This window comes from Leisingera sp. ANG-M1 (genome assembly GCF_000813745.1).
Classification (GTDB): Bacteria; Pseudomonadota; Alphaproteobacteria; order Rhodobacterales; family Rhodobacteraceae; genus Leisingera.
Window position 1 is genome coordinate 17,235 of the sequence record NZ_JWLC01000020.1, and the last position, 16,914, is coordinate 34,148.

Genomic DNA, 16,914 nt, shown 5'->3' on the forward strand with positions numbered 1-16,914 from the left:
CGTCCTGTCCGTTCCTATCGTCAGATGCAAAGACCAAGACGGCAATACCGCCGGCGCAAACCCCCGCCAGAACCGCAGCAAAGGCGGTGCGGACAGAGGGCAGACCCATCATTTGGCGGTACTGGCTGGCCGGAAAGTCATCAGCGTCTCTCCTTGATGCACATGGGGAGGTAGTCTGCGCAGCCTGCGGGGATTGACAAGAAAAAAATCTTGCCGGAATCCGCCTTCCATGCAACGCTTAAGGGCAGGCGATGCTAACGTACTCGTTTTAAATAGTTTTTTATCTCAGGAGTTGCCCCATGCCTCTTGATGGATCTGCCGCTAAAGAAATCAAGCAACAGATGGCCCTCGCGAAGAAGCGGGAACTGTCCTTCGGGTTGTGCTTCGGCAAGAAAATCGAAAACTCGGTCTTTCTCACCCATAAAACCAAGGCTGCCAAGATCTTGGGCAAGCAGGCAAAGTCGGACGGCGAGACGCCGCAGTTCTCCTTCGGCACGCTGAAACTGGACGGCAAGGAGCTGTCGCTGAAGGTCGAGGGCAAGATCGTGCCCGGCATGGCCCGCAAGGCCAAGAAGATGTTCATGGTGGTGGGCCTCAAGTACAAGATCCTGATCCTGGATCCCTCCGGCGCCGTTGTTGAAACCGAAGACGACGAGGACGAGGCAGGCGACGCCCCGCAGGACGCCCCCGCCGCCAGCGGCGACACTGCCACTGAAGCACCGGAGGATGCGCCCGAAGCCGGTTCCTCTGAACCGGACCCGGCCGAGGCCAAGTGGAAGACCACAGCAACCAAGGTCGAGGCCAACCTGGCCAAGCTGCGCGAGATTGCCGGCATCGACCTCTCCAAGGCGCTGGCGCTGTGGAAAGCAATCCAGGCCAAGGCCGAAAGCGGCGGCTATGCCGCGGCGCTGGAACATGTTGCCAAACTCTCTGAAGAGATGAAAACCGCAGCCAAGGAAGCTGCAGCCAATGCCAAGCGGCAGGCGATGCTCGAAGCCAAGTGGCAGCAAGCATCCGCCAAGCTCGAGCCCCTGGTCAGCGAAGTGCTGGCGATGCAGACGCCGCAGTCCGGGAAGATCGAGGCAGTCTGGACCCAGATCACCGCCCGCGCCGCCGCAACGCCGCCGGATTACGAAGGCGCGCTCAAGGCCGTCGGCCCGCTGGCGCAAGCGATTTCCAAGGCCCGCCAAGCCGCCGCTGAAGCCGCAGAAGACACTGCCGAAGAGGCATCGCCGTCAGGCGCTCCGGCCTCCGGCGGAGACACAGCAACAGAGACCAAACAAGAAGCCCCGGCCAAAGCCTCCGGCGCTGAGGCGCCGCCCTCGGGCGATGGCGGCGATGATGCCGCCGAAGTGGACGTGGCCGAGCAGATCGCCCGCATCGAGGCCGCACTGAAGGCGCTGCGGGACGGGCCGGTCAAATCATACAACACCATGGTACCGGAGGCAGTCAGTACCACGCCTGACAAATGGAAAGCGGCGCTCGACAAGGTCGAGGCGCTGGCCGCCCAGGCCAAGGCCAACCCCGAAGCTGCCAGCGGCGCCAAGCTGGATGCCGGCGAAAAGGCCCTCGGCGCGCTGGAAAAAGCGGTTGCCGCCGACACCGAAGCCAAGACCGCCTTCCAGAAAGCGCTGGAGATCTTCGACCTGCGGATGGTGCCGCTGACGAGCCATCCCAAGGCCGCAGCACCTGAAATCGCGCCGGAAATTACCCGCATCAACGGCCTGCGCACGGCGGCCATCGAAAAGGCCAAGACCCACGACCTGAAAGCCGCCACCGATGACCTGAAGGCGGCCGAAAATGAGATCGCCAAGGCTGAGGTTCTGGCCGATGACTTTGCCCATTTCATGGCGCTCGACCCGGACCGCAAAGCGCTGGCGGATGCCGACCGCGGCAAGACCACCGGCGATCCGGCCTTGGACGACTCGGCCCGCGAAATGGAGCGGCTATATGATGCCGCGCAGCAGGACAAGGCTGCCAAGAAGTTCAAGGACGGCGTCAAAAAGCTGGAGCAGATTGCCGACGTCAATGCCAAAACCGCCAAGGTGAAAACCCTGCGCAAACGCTATGACGACTGGCGCCCGAAGGCCAAGACCTGGGTCGACAGCTGGGCGGGCCTCGCCGTAGCCGTGAAAAACCTGCTCAAGGACAAGCTGGACGAGGCCAACGGCTATTATAACGATTCAGACGTGGCCACGAGCAAAGACTACGGCGAGTCGGTCAAATTGCTTGGCAAGTTCTGGAATGTGCGGCCCTTCATCGAAAAGGAAATTCCCGTCGTCCAGCAATACCCGCCAAAGCTGACAGCCTTCGAGGCCAAGCTGAAGGACTTCAAGGACCACGACGGGGCGTCCGGCATCCAGGTCATCATCCTGAAGATGGAAGCGGATCTGGCCTCGGCCAAGTCCGAGGCGGCGCTGCACAAATTCTCCTCGGCGCTGGCTCTGCTTGATGCGACACAAGGCGATTGGGCCAAAGCCACAGCCCAGGCGGATGCCTGCAAGGCTTACAAGGAAAAGCGGGTTGCCGTGCAAGGCAAGATCGACGCCCTGAAAAACGTGCCCCCGGCCGAACCGATGGTGGCCGACGCCAAGGCGCTGATGGCCGAGGCTGCAGCGCTGGCGCTGAAACACGACTACCCGGCCGGCAGCAAGGCGCTGGACGAGGCCGAAAAGCGCGTCGGCAATGCCAAGGCCGCAGCCGACGCCTCGGTCGAGCTGGACGGCATGACCGACACCGCCGCGCTCGACGATCTCAAGAAAAACTGGGACCCGGCCTTCAAGGTCTTCACCGGCATCCGCGACAAGGTCGTTGCAGCCGACACCGGCAATGACTTCACCGCGTTGATCGCCAAGGCGCAGCTGCCCGCGGCCGAAGCGGAAAAGGCAAAGACCGCCAAGAAATGGGACGATGCGCGGGCGCATCTGGACAGCGCCATCTCGAACCTGAAAATGGCCATGGTGCTGATCCACCAGCACCGCGCCTATGGCGATCTGAAGACCTCGCTGACCGCCAAGGCCGCCGCCCTGGCGCCGCTGAACGACACCAACTGCATTCAGCCGCATATCGACGACATCACCCGGCTGACCGGCGAGGCCGACAATCTGATCAAGCCGGAAGGCTATGACTACAAGGGCGCCGAAGCCAAGCTGGGCGAAGCCCGCAAGATCGAAGAGCAGGCCCGCGCGGACGGTGCGCTGTTCCAAACCATCAAGGCCGACCGGGCCAAAGGGGCTGCGGTCATCGCCAAGATCGTGACCGAGGGCGGAGCGGTCGAAACCCAGCTGACCCACCGCAAGACCGAGATCCAGACGCTGCTGGACGAAAGCACCGCCAAGCAGACGGCCCGCGACTTCAAGGGTGCGGCCGAAAAGGCCAGCGCGGCTGCGGGCTGGGAAAAGGCTACGGATGAGGATCTGAAGACGCTGAAAACCGTGCTGGGCTGGGAGAACCAGTATTTTGTTACGCCGCGCGCAGCGCTGGTCGGCCCCGGCAAGGAGGCCGGGGTGCATCAGATCGCCCGCGCCGATGCGGCTTATGCCAAATACGAGGCGGCCAAGGCCGCCCATACTTACTCTCTGGCGCTGCGGCTGTTTGAAAAAGCCTATCAGGCGATCCTGGCCTGCCAGCGGCTGATTGCCGCCGCAGACCTGTACAAACCCGCCGAGACCGATGCCAAGGCAGCGGTGGATGCGCTGGCGCCCGAACGAAACGGCGCCACCGAAGACCGGATCAAAGCGCTGGAGGACCGCTTTACAGCGGCCAAGATCGACACCGCCAAAACCGACCTGACCGACAACGACTATTCCCAGGCCGAAAAGCTGATGAAGTCGATCACCGCAGATGCCAAGGCCCTGCTCGCCTCGGTCAAAGGCTCGTCGGACTATGAGCCCGCCCGCGCCGCGGCCGAAGCCAAGCTGACCGAGGCCAAGGCCCACAAACACGCCGATGCGATCCAGGCGCAGCTCACCCGGCTGTCGAAAAAGTACGAAAACCTCGTCAAACTGGCCCCCAGCGATTACGCAACCGCCAAGACCATGGCCGAAGAGGTAACAGCCTCAGCCGAGGAGGCGATCAGTTCGGCGGGCACCCAGGGCATTCTGGAGGCGGTGAACGGCGCCATCGGCGGCGACGAAGACAGCGCACCCTGGTGGCCGCAGGTGCAGGCCGCGAAACTGGCCATCAATGGCGTCGGCCTGCGCGAGAATGCAGCGGTGGCCAAGACCCAGCTGGATCTGGCCAATACCGAGATCGAGAACTGCCAGAAGGACGGGCTGGACGCCAAAACCGCCAAGGGCCACCTGCTGGCCGCGCTCGAAGCCTGCAACACGGCCAACGAGGTGATCTCGCAATACGCCTTCATCATACAGGAAATCACCCGTGCCCGCGCCGGCATCGGATCGGTCCGCGGCCATGCCGAGGCCGCCTATGTGAAGGATGAGCTGGACGAGGCCGAAAAGCTGCTGGACGGCGCCGAAACCGCGGCCAAGGCCGGGCAGAACTACACCAAAGTCAGCGCCGACATCGAAAAGGCAATTGCGCTCACCAAGACCGCGCAGGAGCTGGCCGATCTCTACAAACAATACAAGGAGCTGCGCGCCAAGCCCGAGGTGGAGCCGCGCCTGGCGGTGCTGGAAAAGCACGAGCACCGCTATGCCATCAAAGCCAGCATCGACACCATGCGCAAAAAACTGGCTGACGCGGCGGCACAGGCGGCCTCCAAGAACACGGCCGAGGCCATCAAGCTCTTGGAAGAGGCCCGCGCCATCGGCACCAGCGCCTTTGTCATGGCCGAAATGCGTGCCAACAATCCCCCCAAACCGGAGGACATCAAGGAAATCCTGTCGCGGCCCAATGGCACCGACGAACTGGACGCGATGATCGACAATCTTGAGCCGGAGGCTCAGCGCGCCGTTGTCAAAGTTGCTTTCAAGGAGCGTTTCGGCTGCGATATCAAAAACTTCAGCAACGAAAACCTGGCGCCTGCCAGCGAAATTGCCGATGCCGATCTGAAGGGCCCCAACATCGTTGCCTTCTACAAGGCAATGCAGGACCTGCCGCTGGACCACACCCTGAACAACGACTCGCTCAAAAGCTTCGCCATCAACGAGGCAGCAAAAGGCGGCTCGATGTACCAGGGCGACAAAAAGCGGATCGTGATGCACGAAGGCGACGCCGGCCTGTCGCCCAATTACGCCTTCGGCAGCGACGATGCCGTGGGCAGCCTGGACGATGCCGCCACTCCGGAGGAACGGGCCGAGCTGGAGAAATGCAAACCGGCCAACGACGAGCCGGTCACTTTCTTCAACTGGAACACCCTGCATGAGGTGGGCCATGCGGTGGACGACAAGAAAGGCTTCATGAACAGCAACGGCGGCAAGAAGGACTACGGCGGCTGGACCGAACACGGCATGGATATTGCCGGCATCGCCGAGAAGATCGCAACCAAGTTCAGCTACGACAAAGCCTATGTCACTGAATACATGGCGCATAACAAAAGCGCCCATGTGCCGGACAAGCCCGCGGATGAGACCTGCTCGGACGAAGACTGGGAGGCCCGGCGCATCAAGATGCAGGCCTTTGTCGACATGGCCTCGGAGCCGGCCAAGCCCTGGTCCAGCATGGCCACGGCCAAGAAGCTGGCGATTGGCGGGGTGGTCTATCAGGAAAGCTACACCAATGCCTGGAACTCCTATCTGCTCAGCGAGCGGGCCAAGGGGATCACCGGCTATCAATTCCGGGCCCCGGGCGAATGGTTCTCCGAGCTCTATGCCGCTTATCATTCGGGCAAGCTGAAACCGAACCATCCGGCGGTTGGCTGGCTGTCAAAACTCTGAGCGCTGGAAATGGAACAACAAAAGGGCTGTTGACCGATGTCGTTATTTCACCCCGTCAACCTGGTCTGCCCGCAGTGCGAGGCACCGGTGACCATGATGGCTGTTGGCAGCGTCAATGCCGATCGCCGCCCGGACCTGAGAGAGGATATTCTCTCGGACCGGTTCCAGGACATGTCCTGCGAGGCTTGCTCCGAAAGCTTCCGCCTGCAGCCGCAATTCAATTACCTGGACGCAGGCCGCGGCCAGTGGATTGCAGCCATGCCCGCAAACCGCCTGCGCGATCATCTGGAGCTTGAAGACGAGGCGCGGGAGCTGTTTTCAACCAGCTATGGCGACGCTGCACCCGCGGCGGCGCGGGATGTGGGCGGCGGGCTGGCAGTGCGCCTCACCTTCGGCTGGCCGGCGGTTCGGGAAAAGCTGCTGGTGCGGCAGCTGGAATTGGATGACGTGATCGTGGAGATGATGAAACTGCACATCCTGCGCAGCGTCGAATCCGTGCCTCTGGCCGAAGGCATCGAGCTGCGGCTGACCGGCACCGATGACGACACCGGCGGCTATGTCTTTGCCTGGCTGGAAACCGCATCAGAGCAATATATCGAGTATCTGACCGTTCCCGCAGAACTTTACGAGGCGATCCACGCCAATCCCGACGGGTGGCAGGCGATCAGGGACCGGCTCGAAACCGGGCCGTTTGTCGATATGCAAAAACTCTACATGGGTGAAGGCCGGGCAGCCGGATAGCCCGGCCCGCTGCGGCTCGGCGCTGCGCCGCTAGGCGCTCGCCCGGACCACGATTTCGCCAAGGAAACTGCAGTTGTCATCGCGGTTCTCAGCGTTCTGCAGGATCTCGACCAGCCGCTCTGCCATCCGGGTGATCGGCTGCCGGTACGTGGTCAGCTGATAATTCGGCCGCGCCGCCTGCGGCACGTCGTCAAAGCCGGTAACGGCAATATCCTCCGGCACCCGCAGGTTCATTTCGTGGCGGATAGCATCGATCGCCCCCATCGCCAGCGCATCGTTCTCGCAGACCAGCACATCCGGCAGATCGGCCCGCGCCCGGCCCTTCAGAGTCTGTGTCGCGATGCCATAGGCCAGGTTTGAATCATAGCTTTCCACCCCGATCACCTCGGGCTGCACCCCTGTCTCCTGCTGCCACAGCTCGACAAAGGTCTCCTTGCGCCGCAAATGCGCTGAGTGCGTATCAGGCCCGGCCAGGAACATCGGCTTGCGGTAGCCGCGCGACAGCACATAGGCCGTCATCTCCCGCATAGCTTCCCGGTCATCCACCGAGATCGAAATGGTATTGGCGTTTTCCGAGCTGCGGGCAAAGATGATCAGCTTCTTCACCCGCCGCGCGCCGGTGGCGGCATTCAGCAATGCGTCGCTGAACTGCAGCCCGATCAGGATCGCCGCATCGACACGGCGCTGGCTGGCCGACAGCAGCGCGTGGTTGGTCTCGGTGCCGTCCAGCGTGTTGACCAGCAGCGTGTCCCAGCCGTTCTTGCGCAAGACCCGGGTCAGCCGCTCCAGCATCACCAGCTTATGCGGATTATTGAAGTCGTCAATCAGCAGCGCCACAAGGTTCGAACGCTCCGAGGCCAGGCTGGCCGCCTGCAAATCCGGCAGGTACCCCACAGCTTCAGCTGCTGCCAGCACCTTGGCCCTGGTCTTGGGGGAGATCGAAGCATCCTTCTTGAACGCCCGGCTCACCGTCCAGCGCGAAACGCCCGCCGCCTCGGCGACATCATCGGCGGTGACCGTCTGGTCGGCATGGCTGGAATCGGTCTCAGTCATCTCTCTCTCCGTGCTGCCTCCCTAATTCAGATTCGGCGTCAATGGTAGCGGTTCCCTGCTCCTTTTGCACGCGCGTGCAGAATTTTCTTGCACGCGCGTGCAAACCGGTGTTCGTTATGGCCTCAACAGCGATTGCGGATTCGGGAGAGAGAGATGCTGAAGGTTGGTTTGCTGGGTGCGGGCCGCATCGGGCAGGTGCATGCGGTAAACATTGCCGGGCATACAGGCAGCACCCTGGCAGCGGTGTCGGACGTGCATGAAGCCGCCGCCGCGCAACTGGCCGGGCAATTTGGCGCCCAGGCCCGGTCCTCGGAAGAGATCCTGGCGGATTCTTCGATTGACGCGGTGCTGATTGCCACCTCGACCGACACCCACTCGGACCTGATCGAGGCCGCCGCCGCCGCAGGCAAGGCGATCTTGTGCGAAAAGCCGGTCGATCTGTCGCTGCAACGCGCCCGCGCCTGCCAGGCCGCAACCTCGGACGCCAAGGCGCCGATAATGATCGGCTTCAACCGCCGCTTCGATCCGAATTTCGCGGCTCTGCAGCAGGCCGCCCAATCAGGCGAAATCGGCAAGGCCGAGCTGCTGTCGGTCACGTCCTTTGACCCGGCGCCGCCGCCGGTCAGCTATATCGAGGTCTCCGGCGGGCTGTTCCGGGACATGATGATCCACGACTTCGACATGGCCAATTTCATCATGGGAGAAGCCCCGGCCAGCATCGCCGCCACCGCCAGCGCCATTGTCGACCCGGCCATCGGCGCGGCTGGCGACGTGGACACCGCCGTGGCAACCCTGACCTACGCCGACGGCCGCATCGCCGTCATCAAAAACAGCCGCCGCGCGGTCTACGGCTATGACCAGCGGGTCGAGCTTCTGGGCTCTGAAGGGCTGCTTTCGGCCGCCAACGTGCTGGAAAACACCGTCTCCAAATCGACCGTGGCCGGTGTCACCAGCGCCAAGCCCGAGCATTTCTTCCTGGAACGCTACATGCGCGCCTATGCGGCGGAATGGGATGCCTTCGTCGGCGCAGTGGCAAACGTTACCGAAGTCCCGGTCACACTGGCCGATGGGGTCACCGCGCTGGCGATGGCCGAAGCCGCAACCGAGGCTGCCAAGACCGGAGCCCCCGTAACACTTGCCGAATAACAGGACCAGAAGCGGGCAAAAGAGACACCGAATTTCGCAATACAATCAAATCAATAGGGAGGAAATCATGAGGAAACTTCTAGCAACAGCCGCCGCCGTGGCCACCATCGCCACCGCCATGCCGGCGCTGGCTGCCGACATCATCGTGGTCGCGCACGGTCAGGCCAATGACCCGTTCTGGTCGGTGGTCAAAAACGGCGTCGAAAAGGCGGCCGAGCACACCGGCGCCAATGTCGAATACCGCGCGCCCGAGACCTTCGACATGGTCGCCATGTCACAGCTGATCGACGCCGCCGTGAACCAGGAGCCCGACGGACTGGTGGTCTCGATCCCCGATGCCGATGCGCTTGGGCCCTCAATCGAACGCGCGGTCTCGGCCGGCATCCCGGTGATCTCGATTAACTCCGGCTCGGATGTCTCCAAGGACCTCGGCGCGCTGCTGCACGTCGGCCAGGATGAGTTCGACGCGGGCAAGGCCGCAGGCGCCAAGCTGGCCGCGATGGGCGGCACCAAGGCGATCTGTGTCAACCAAGAGGTCGGCAACGTGGCGCTTGACCTGCGCTGCGCCGGATTCACCGAAGGCTTTGGCGGCAATGCCACCGTCCTGCCCACCAGCAACGACCCCGCCGAAGTGGAATCCAAGGTGCGCGCGGCGCTGGAATCCGATCCGGATGTGGACACCGTGATGGCGCTCGGCGCCTCCACCGCGGGCGAGCCCTCGGTGGCCGCAGCCAAGGCGACCGGCCGGGACGTGAATGTCGCCACCTTCGATCTGTCGGCAGGCTTCCTGCAGGCGGTTGCCGATGGCGAGGCCGCCTTTGCCATCGACCAGCAGCAGTTCCTGCAAGGCTACATGTCGGTGAACTTCCTGGCGCTGCACGCCGACTACGGGCTGATGCCGGGCGGCAATGTGCCTTCGGGCCCGAACCTGATCACCGCCGAAAAGGCGGCGCAGGTTGTCGGCTTGTCGGCTGAAGGCATCCGCTGATCAAACACACCAAATGGAGCGGCGCCCCGGCGCGCCGCTCCGGCAGACAGGGGAGGCTGCAGTGACAGACACAACGACACCCATCGGCGACGAGAGGCTCAAGCAAGAGACCTTCTTTGCCAAACTCATGAAACGCCCGGAATTAGGGGCCATTGCCGGTGTCATCCTGGTTGTCGCCTTCTTCCTGGCCACTGCCGACAGCGCCATGTTCACCTTGTCGGGCATCATGAATTTCATGACCCCCGCCGCCCAGCTCGGCATCCTGGCGATCGGCGCCGCATTGCTGATGATCGGCGGCGAGTTCGACCTGTCGATCGGTTCGATGGTCGCCTTTGCCGGCCTGTTCTTCGGCGTCTGCGTGGTCACCTGGCAATTGCCGCTGATCCTGGCGATCCCGATGACCTTTGTCTTCGCCGCCTGCGTCGGCGCGGTGAACGGCTCCATCGTGATCCGCACCGGCCTGCCCTCCTTCATCGTGACGCTCGCCTTCCTGTTCATCCTGCGCGGCCTCTCGCTGGTCGGACTGAAGCTCGCCACCAACGGCTCCACCCAGCTGCGCGGCGTGCGCGACGCGGTTGAGGGCGATTGGCTTGCCCCCATCTTCTCCGGCGATGCCTTCGAAGGGCTGTTTGCCGCCCTTGCCCAGGCCGGCCTCATCGACACCTTCAAAAGCGGCACCCCCAAGGTCCCCGGCATCCCGGTCGAGATCCTGTGGTTCGTCGCAATTGCCCTCCTGGCCACCTACGTGCTGCTGCGCACCCCCGCAGGCAACTGGATTTTCGCCACTGGCGGCGACTCCAACGCAGCCACCAACTCCGGCGTGCCGGTGAACAAAGTGAAAATCTCGCTATTCATGCTGACCGCCTGCTGCGCCGCCCTGGTGGCCATCATCACCGTAATGGACGCAGGCTCCACCGATGCCCGACGCGGCTTCCAGAAAGAGTTCGAGGCGATCATCGCCGCAGTGATCGGCGGCTGCCTGCTGACCGGCGGCTACGGCTCGGCCATCGGTGCCTTCTTCGGCGCGATCATCTTCGGCATGGTGGTGATCGGCCTCACCTACACCGGATTTGACCAGGACTGGTTCCAGGTCTTCCTGGGCGGCATGCTGCTGATCGCCGTGCTGTTCAACAACGCCATCCGCAAGCGCGTGACAGGGGAGCGCTGAGATGACCCAAGACACCACTTTCCATCACGGCGACGCCCCAAACGCCGCGCCGATCATCCAAATGACGGATATCGAGAAGCACTTCGGCAATATTATCGCGCTGGCCGGCGTCAGTTTTGATGTGGTGCCTGGCGAATGCCACTGCCTGCTGGGCGACAACGGCGCCGGTAAGTCCACTTTCATCAAGACGATGTCCGGCGTGCACAAACCCACCAAGGGCACCATCACCTTCGAGGGGCAGGAGATGAACTTCAACTCCCCCCGCGATGCAATGGAAGCAGGCATTGCCACCGTGTTCCAGGACCTGGCGATGATCCCGCTGATGAGCGTCACCCGCAATTTCTTCATGGGCCGCGAACCCACCAAGGGCAGCGGCATCCTGAAACGCTTTGACGCCGAGCGCGCCAATGAGATCACCATGGAGGAGATGCGCAAGATGGGCATCAACCTCCGCGGCCCGGACCAGGCAGTCGGCACCCTGTCGGGCGGCGAACGCCAGACCGTGGCCATCGCCCGCGCCGTCTACTTCGGCGCCAAGGTGCTGATCCTGGACGAGCCCACCTCAGCGCTTGGCGTGCGTCAGACCTCCAACGTGCTGGCCACCATCGACCGGGTCCGCAAGCAAGGCGTCGGCGTGGTCTTCATCTCGCACAACGTCCGCCACGCGCTGGCGGTGGGGGACCGCTTCACGGTGCTGAACCGCGGCAAGACCCTGGGCACCGCCAAACGCGGCGAAATCACCCCGGAAGCGCTGCAGGACCTGATGGCCGGCGGCCAGGAGATGGCCCAGCTCGAAGGTTCGCTCGGCGGCACCATCTGAACGTTCGCACACATAAGCCGGAAAGAAATGTCGCACCAGTTCAAAAGCTCACCGCCTGGCCGAAAGGCCGGGCCGCGCCGACCCGCCCCCGTCAAACCGGAGGTTTGCCTCCGGCAAAACGGGCGGCGCGATTGCGCCACCCCGCGGGTCTCTGCGGCCCTCACGGCCAAAATCAATTAGAGGCACCCATGACCGCCCTGCCCCAACCCCCTTTAAACATCGCCCTGATCGGCACCGGCTTCATGGGCAAATGCCACGCCCTGGCCTGGCGCAATGTCGCCGCCGTCTTTGGCGGCGCGCATCCCAATCTGGAGCTGCTCTGCGATGCCAGCGAGGACGCCGCCAGCGCTTTTGCCGCCCAATTCGGCTTTGTCCGCAGCACCGCCAGCTGGCAAGAAGCGGTGACCGATCCGGGCATCGACGTGGTCTCGATCACCCTGCCCAACGGCATGCACCGTCCGGTGGCGGAGGCTGCGCTAAAGGCAGGCAAGCATGTCTGGCTGGAAAAGCCGATGGCGCTGACCCTGGCAGACGCGGAAGCCATGGCCGCAACCGCCGCCGCTCACCCCAGTCAGGTGACCTTGCTGGGCTACAATTACCTGCGCTCCCCCGCCTTCCAGGCCGCCCGCGCCATGGTGCAGGCGGGCGAGATCGGCGACCCCGTCACCTTCCGCGGCGTCTATGACGAGGACTATTCCGCCGACCCGGACCTGCCCTGGTCCTGGCGCATGACCAAGGAGGCTGGCGGGCTGGGCGCCCTGGGCGATCTCGGCTGCCACCTGATCAGCCACATGCTGGACTTGATGGGGTCGGTCGAGGAACTCACCGGCCAGACCCAGATCGTGGTGCCCAACCGGCCTTCTCCGGACGGTCCCAAACTGGTCGAAAACGAAGACAGCGCCTTTGCCATGTTCCGCTTCGCCTCCGGCGCCCAGGGCTCCTTGGCCACCTCCCGCGTAGCGCGCGGCCGCAAATGCCGCCTGCAATGGGAGGTGCACGGCACTAAGGGCACGCTGGCATTCGACCAGGAAAACATGAATGAGCTCTGGGTCCACCGCGCAGGCGAAGCCGGTTTCACCCGCCACCTGACCGGCCCCGATCAGCCGGACTTTGCCGCTTTCTGCCCGGCCCCCGGCCACAACTTCGGCTTCAACGAGCAAAAGGTGGTCGAGGCCCGCGACCTGCTGAAGGCCATCGCAGGCAACGGCCCCGCGGCGCCGGATTTTGCCCGCGGCCTCATTATCGAACGCATCATCCACGGCATCGCTGCCTCAAAAGGGCAGCCGGTAAGGATCTGAACGCTATGAGCAAATCTCTGGACGTCATCACCATCGGCCGGGCCGGCGTCGACCTTTATGGCGCGCAGGTCGGCGGGCGGCTCGAAGACATGGGCAGCTTTGAGAAATACATCGGCGGCTCCCCCGCCAACATCGCCTGCGGCACGTCCCGGCTGGGCCTGAAAACCGGCCTGATCAGCCGCGTCGGAGACGAGCACATGGGCCGCTTCATCCGCGAGCAGCTGGCCCGCGAGGGCGTCGACACCCGCGGCGTTGCCACCGACCCCGAGCGCCTCACTGCGCTGGTGATCCTCGGCATCCGCGACCAGGAACGCTTCCCGCTGATCTTCTACCGCGAAAACTGCGCAGACATGGCGCTGAGCGAAACAGACATCGATGAGGCCCTGATCGCCGACACCCGCGCAGTGGTTGCCACCGGCACCCACCTCAGCCACCCGCAGACCGAGGCGGCGGTGCTGAAGGCGCTGCAACTGGCCCGCAAACACGGCGCCCGCGCCGCGCTCGACATCGACTACCGCCCCAACCTCTGGGGCGTTGCGGGCCACGGCGACGGCGAAAGCCGCTTTGTCGAAAGCCGCAAGGTCACCGACAAGCTGCTGTCGACGCTGCATCATTTCGACCTGATTGTCGGCACCGAGGAGGAATTCCACATCGCCGGCGGCGCCACCGATACGGTCACAGCCCTGCGCAAAGTCCGCGAAGCCTCAGACGCGGTGCTGGTCTGCAAGCGCGGCGCCCTGGGCGCGGTGGCCTTTGACGGCGCCATCCCGGACAGCCTGAACGATGGCCAGGCAGGCAAAGGCTTCCCGATCGAAGTCTTCAACGTGCTCGGCGCCGGTGACGGCTTTTTCTCCGGCCTGCTGAAAGGCTGGATGCAGGCCGAAGACCCCGCGGAAACCGACTGGCCAACCGCCCTGAAATACGCCAACGCCTGCGGTGCCTTTGCGGTGTCGCGCCACGGCTGCACCCCCGCCTACCCTTCCGCCGAGGAGCTGAAGTTCTTCCTGGAGCGCGGCATCACACAGCCGGACCTGCGCAACGACCCGGAACTGGAGCAGCTCCACTGGTCCACCACCCGCCAGCGCCGCACGGGCGGCGACTGGTCCGAGATGCGGGTCTTTGCCTTTGACCACCGGCTGCAGCTGGAGGAAATGGAAGGCTATACGCCGGCAAAAGGCAGCGCCTTCAAGGAATTGTGCCTGAAAGCCGCGCAACAGGTGCAAGACCGCAAGCCCGGCTATGGCATCCTCTGCGACAACCGCATCGGCAAAGCAGCACTGCATGCGGCCTCCGGCTCCGGCCTGTGGATCGGGCGGCCCGCGGAATGGCCCGGCTCCCGCCCGCTGGCACTAGAGCCGGAACTGGGCCCCGACTTTGGCGGCCTCGTCGAATGGGCGCGGGAAAACGTGGTCAAGGTGCTGTGTTTCTGCCACCCGGACGACGATGCCGAGACCTGGCGGCAGCAGGAACAGACCGTCCTGCGCCTGTTCCACGCCGCCCGCCGTAACAATCTGGAACTGCTCTTGGAGGTGATCCCCTCCAAATGCGGCCCCGTCGATGACGACACCACCCCGCGGATCATTCAGCGTTTCTATGACCTTGGCGTCTACCCGGACTGGTGGAAGCTGGAGCCGTTCAAGACAGAAACCGCCTGGGCCAATGCGGTCGCGGCCATTGAGCGCAACGACCGGCACACCCGCGGCATCGTGGTGCTGGGCCTGGACGCCCCGCAAGAGGAACTGGCCGCCAGTTTTGAGCGCGCCGCGCGGTTCGATCTGGTCAAGGGCTTCGCCGTCGGTCGCACCATTTTCGGCCAGGCCGCCCGCGACTGGCTGGCGGGCAACATCAGCGACGAGGAAGCGGTTCAGGTGATGGCCGCCAACTACGCACGGCTCTGCGGCGTCTGGGACGCGGCCCGCGCCACGGCAAAAGGATAATCAGATGTCCACGATCAAACTGACAGCCGCGCAGGCCATGGTGAAATGGCTGAGCGTGCAGATGACCCCCGAAGGAGAGCGTTTCATCGACGGGATCTGGGCAATCTTCGGCCACGGCAATGTGGCGGGCCTCGGCGAGGCGCTGCAGCAGGCGGATGATGCCTTCCCTACCTGGCGTGGCCAGAACGAGCAGACCATGGCCCATGCCGCTATCGCCTATGCCAAGGCCTCGAAACGCACCCGGGCGCAAGCGGTGACCTCTTCGATCGGCCCCGGCGCCACCAACATGGTGACCGCAGCGGCGCTGGCGCATGTGAACCGGCTGCCCCTACTGCTGATCCCCGGCGACGTCTTCGCAAACCGCCGCCCCGACCCGGTGCTGCAGCAGGTGGAGGATTTCGCCGACGGCACTGTCTCGGCCAATGACTGCTTCCGCGCCGTGTCGCGCTACTTCGACCACATCACCCGGCCCGAACAGCTGCTGACCGCCCTGCCGCGGGCACTGCAGGTGATGACGAATCCGGCAGACTGCGGACCCGTCACCCTGTCCTTCTGCCAGGATGTGCAGGCCGAGGCCTATGACTACCCCGAGGCTTTCTTTGAGCCCAAAGTCTGGCACATCCGCCGCCCGGCGCCCGATGCGCGCGAGCTGGCGGAAGTGGCAGAGCTGATCCGCAAGGCGCAGAACCCGGTGATCGTCTGCGGCGGCGGCGTGATCTACTCCCGGGCCGAGGAAGAGCTGGCAAGTTTCGCAACCCGGCACGGCATACCGGTGGTCGAGACCCAGGCCGGCAAATCGGCACTGGCACAAGCGCATGAGATGAACTTCGGCGCGGCGGGCGTGGACGGGTCGGCGGCCGCCAATTCACTTTGCAGCACGGCTGATCTGGTGATCGGCGTTGGCACCCGTTTCCAGGATTTCACCACCGGCTCCTGGGCTTTGTTCCAGAATCCGGACCGCCGCATCGTCTCGATCAACGTGGCCGCCTATGACGCCGCCAAACACGGCGCCGTTGCGCTGGTCTCGGACGCCAAAGTGGCATTGGAAGGCCTGAGCGCAGCGCTTGGATCGCACAAGGCGCCTGGTTTTGACGCACAGCCGCGGCTGGACTGGCTGGCCAAGGTCGATGCCCATTGCGCCGACCGCCACGGCGGCGAAGGCTATCTGCCGATGGATGCCGAGGTGATCGGCGCGGTGCAGCGCACCTCATCCAAGGCCACTGTGGCCATGTGCGCAGCCGGCACTATGCCCGGCGCGCTGAAACTGCTGTGGCAGGCGCCGAAAGGCGGCTATCACATGGAATACGGCTTCTCCTGCATGGGTTACGAGATTGCCGGCGCCATGGGGCTGAAACTGGCGCAGCCGGACCGCGACGTGATCTGCTTTGTCGGCGACGGCTCTTACATGATGGCCAATTCCGAGCTGGCCACCGCGGTGATGCGCCGGGTGCCCTTCACCGTGGTGCTGACCGACAACCGCGGCTATGGCTGCATCAACCGGCTGCAGATGGGCACCGGCGGCGAGCAGTTCAACAATCTCTACAAAGACTGCCGCGTGGAAGCGCAGCCGCAGATCGACTTTGCCGCCCATGCCGCCGCGATGGGCGCGCATGCAGTGAAGGCGCAGGATATTGCCGATCTCGAGGCGCAGCTGCTGGAAGCCAAGGGTGCAGAAATCCCCACGGTCATCGTGATCGAGACCGACCCGATGCAGGGGCCGGCCGAAGCAGGCGGCAGCTTTTGGTGGGACGTGGCGGTTCCGGAGACCAGCGCCAACGGCAAAGTCCAGGAAGCGCGGGCAGCCTATGACGCCGCGCAGACCCGCCAGAACCTGGTGAACTGAGACAAGGAAGCGGGGGCCTCGCCGGCCCCCGCACCCCCGCGCCAGAGAGCCGGTGGGCCCTCCGGCACCTCCCAACCTACGAC

At 64.0% G+C, this 16,914-nt stretch carries 10 protein-coding genes; 9 read left to right on the forward strand and 1 reads right to left on the reverse strand.

The window, feature by feature from the left end:
* Positions 1-341 precede the first annotated feature (341 nt).
* Together RA19_RS16845 and RA19_RS16850 are read left to right on the forward strand one after the other, a co-directional pair.
* Positions 342-5,837, forward strand: coding sequence for a hypothetical protein (locus RA19_RS16845; protein WP_039164720.1), 5,496 nt, complete (start codon positions 342-344; stop codon positions 5,835-5,837).
* 36 nt (positions 5,838-5,873) lie between these two features.
* Positions 5,874-6,578: a CpXC domain-containing protein gene (locus RA19_RS16850; RefSeq protein ID WP_039164722.1), complete on the forward strand. Its 705-nt coding sequence runs from the start codon at positions 5,874-5,876 to the stop codon at positions 6,576-6,578.
* A gap of 30 nt (positions 6,579-6,608) precedes the next feature.
* On the opposite strand, the gene RA19_RS16855 is transcribed toward RA19_RS16850, so the two are convergent.
* Positions 6,609-7,631 carry a LacI family DNA-binding transcriptional regulator gene (locus tag RA19_RS16855; protein WP_039164724.1) on the reverse strand — a complete coding sequence of 341 codons (1,023 nt, stop codon included), beginning with the start codon at positions 7,629-7,631 and terminating at the stop codon, positions 6,609-6,611.
* Between the two features lie 153 nt (positions 7,632-7,784).
* Here RA19_RS16855 and iolG point away from each other — a divergent pair, with 153 nt between their 5' ends.
* The 7 genes from iolG (at position 7,785) to iolD (ending at position 16,831) form a co-directional block, all read left to right on the forward strand.
* Positions 7,785-8,777 carry an inositol 2-dehydrogenase gene (gene iolG / locus RA19_RS16860; RefSeq protein ID WP_039164725.1) on the forward strand — a complete coding sequence of 331 codons (993 nt, stop codon included), beginning with the start codon at positions 7,785-7,787 and terminating at the stop codon, positions 8,775-8,777.
* A 67-nt stretch (positions 8,778-8,844) separates the two neighbouring features.
* Entirely contained in the window at positions 8,845-9,765 is a 921-nt protein-coding gene (locus tag RA19_RS16865) for a sugar ABC transporter substrate-binding protein (protein WP_039164726.1), read from the forward strand.
* A 127-nt stretch (positions 9,766-9,892) separates the two neighbouring features.
* Positions 9,893-10,933, forward strand: coding sequence for an ABC transporter permease (locus tag RA19_RS16870; protein ID WP_241479093.1), 1,041 nt, complete (start codon positions 9,893-9,895; stop codon positions 10,931-10,933).
* A 1-nt stretch (position 10,934) separates the two neighbouring features.
* Positions 10,935-11,753: an ATP-binding cassette domain-containing protein gene (locus tag RA19_RS16875; RefSeq protein ID WP_039164728.1), complete on the forward strand. Its 819-nt coding sequence runs from the start codon at positions 10,935-10,937 to the stop codon at positions 11,751-11,753.
* A 188-nt stretch (positions 11,754-11,941) separates the two neighbouring features.
* Positions 11,942-13,051 (forward strand): Gfo/Idh/MocA family protein, encoded by a 1,110-nt coding sequence (locus RA19_RS16880; protein ID WP_039164730.1) that lies wholly within the window; start codon positions 11,942-11,944, stop codon positions 13,049-13,051.
* Positions 13,052-13,056: 5 nt separating this feature from the next.
* Positions 13,057-14,988, forward strand: a complete 1,932-nt coding sequence (locus RA19_RS16885; RefSeq protein WP_039164732.1) for a bifunctional 5-dehydro-2-deoxygluconokinase/5-dehydro-2-deoxyphosphogluconate aldolase — start codon at positions 13,057-13,059, stop codon at positions 14,986-14,988.
* 4 nt (positions 14,989-14,992) lie between these two features.
* The gene (gene iolD / locus RA19_RS16890; RefSeq protein WP_039164734.1) at positions 14,993-16,831 is read left to right on the forward strand and encodes a 3D-(3,5/4)-trihydroxycyclohexane-1,2-dione acylhydrolase (decyclizing); all 1,839 of its coding nucleotides are present in this window, start codon (positions 14,993-14,995) and stop codon (positions 16,829-16,831) included.
* Positions 16,832-16,914 lie beyond the last annotated feature (83 nt).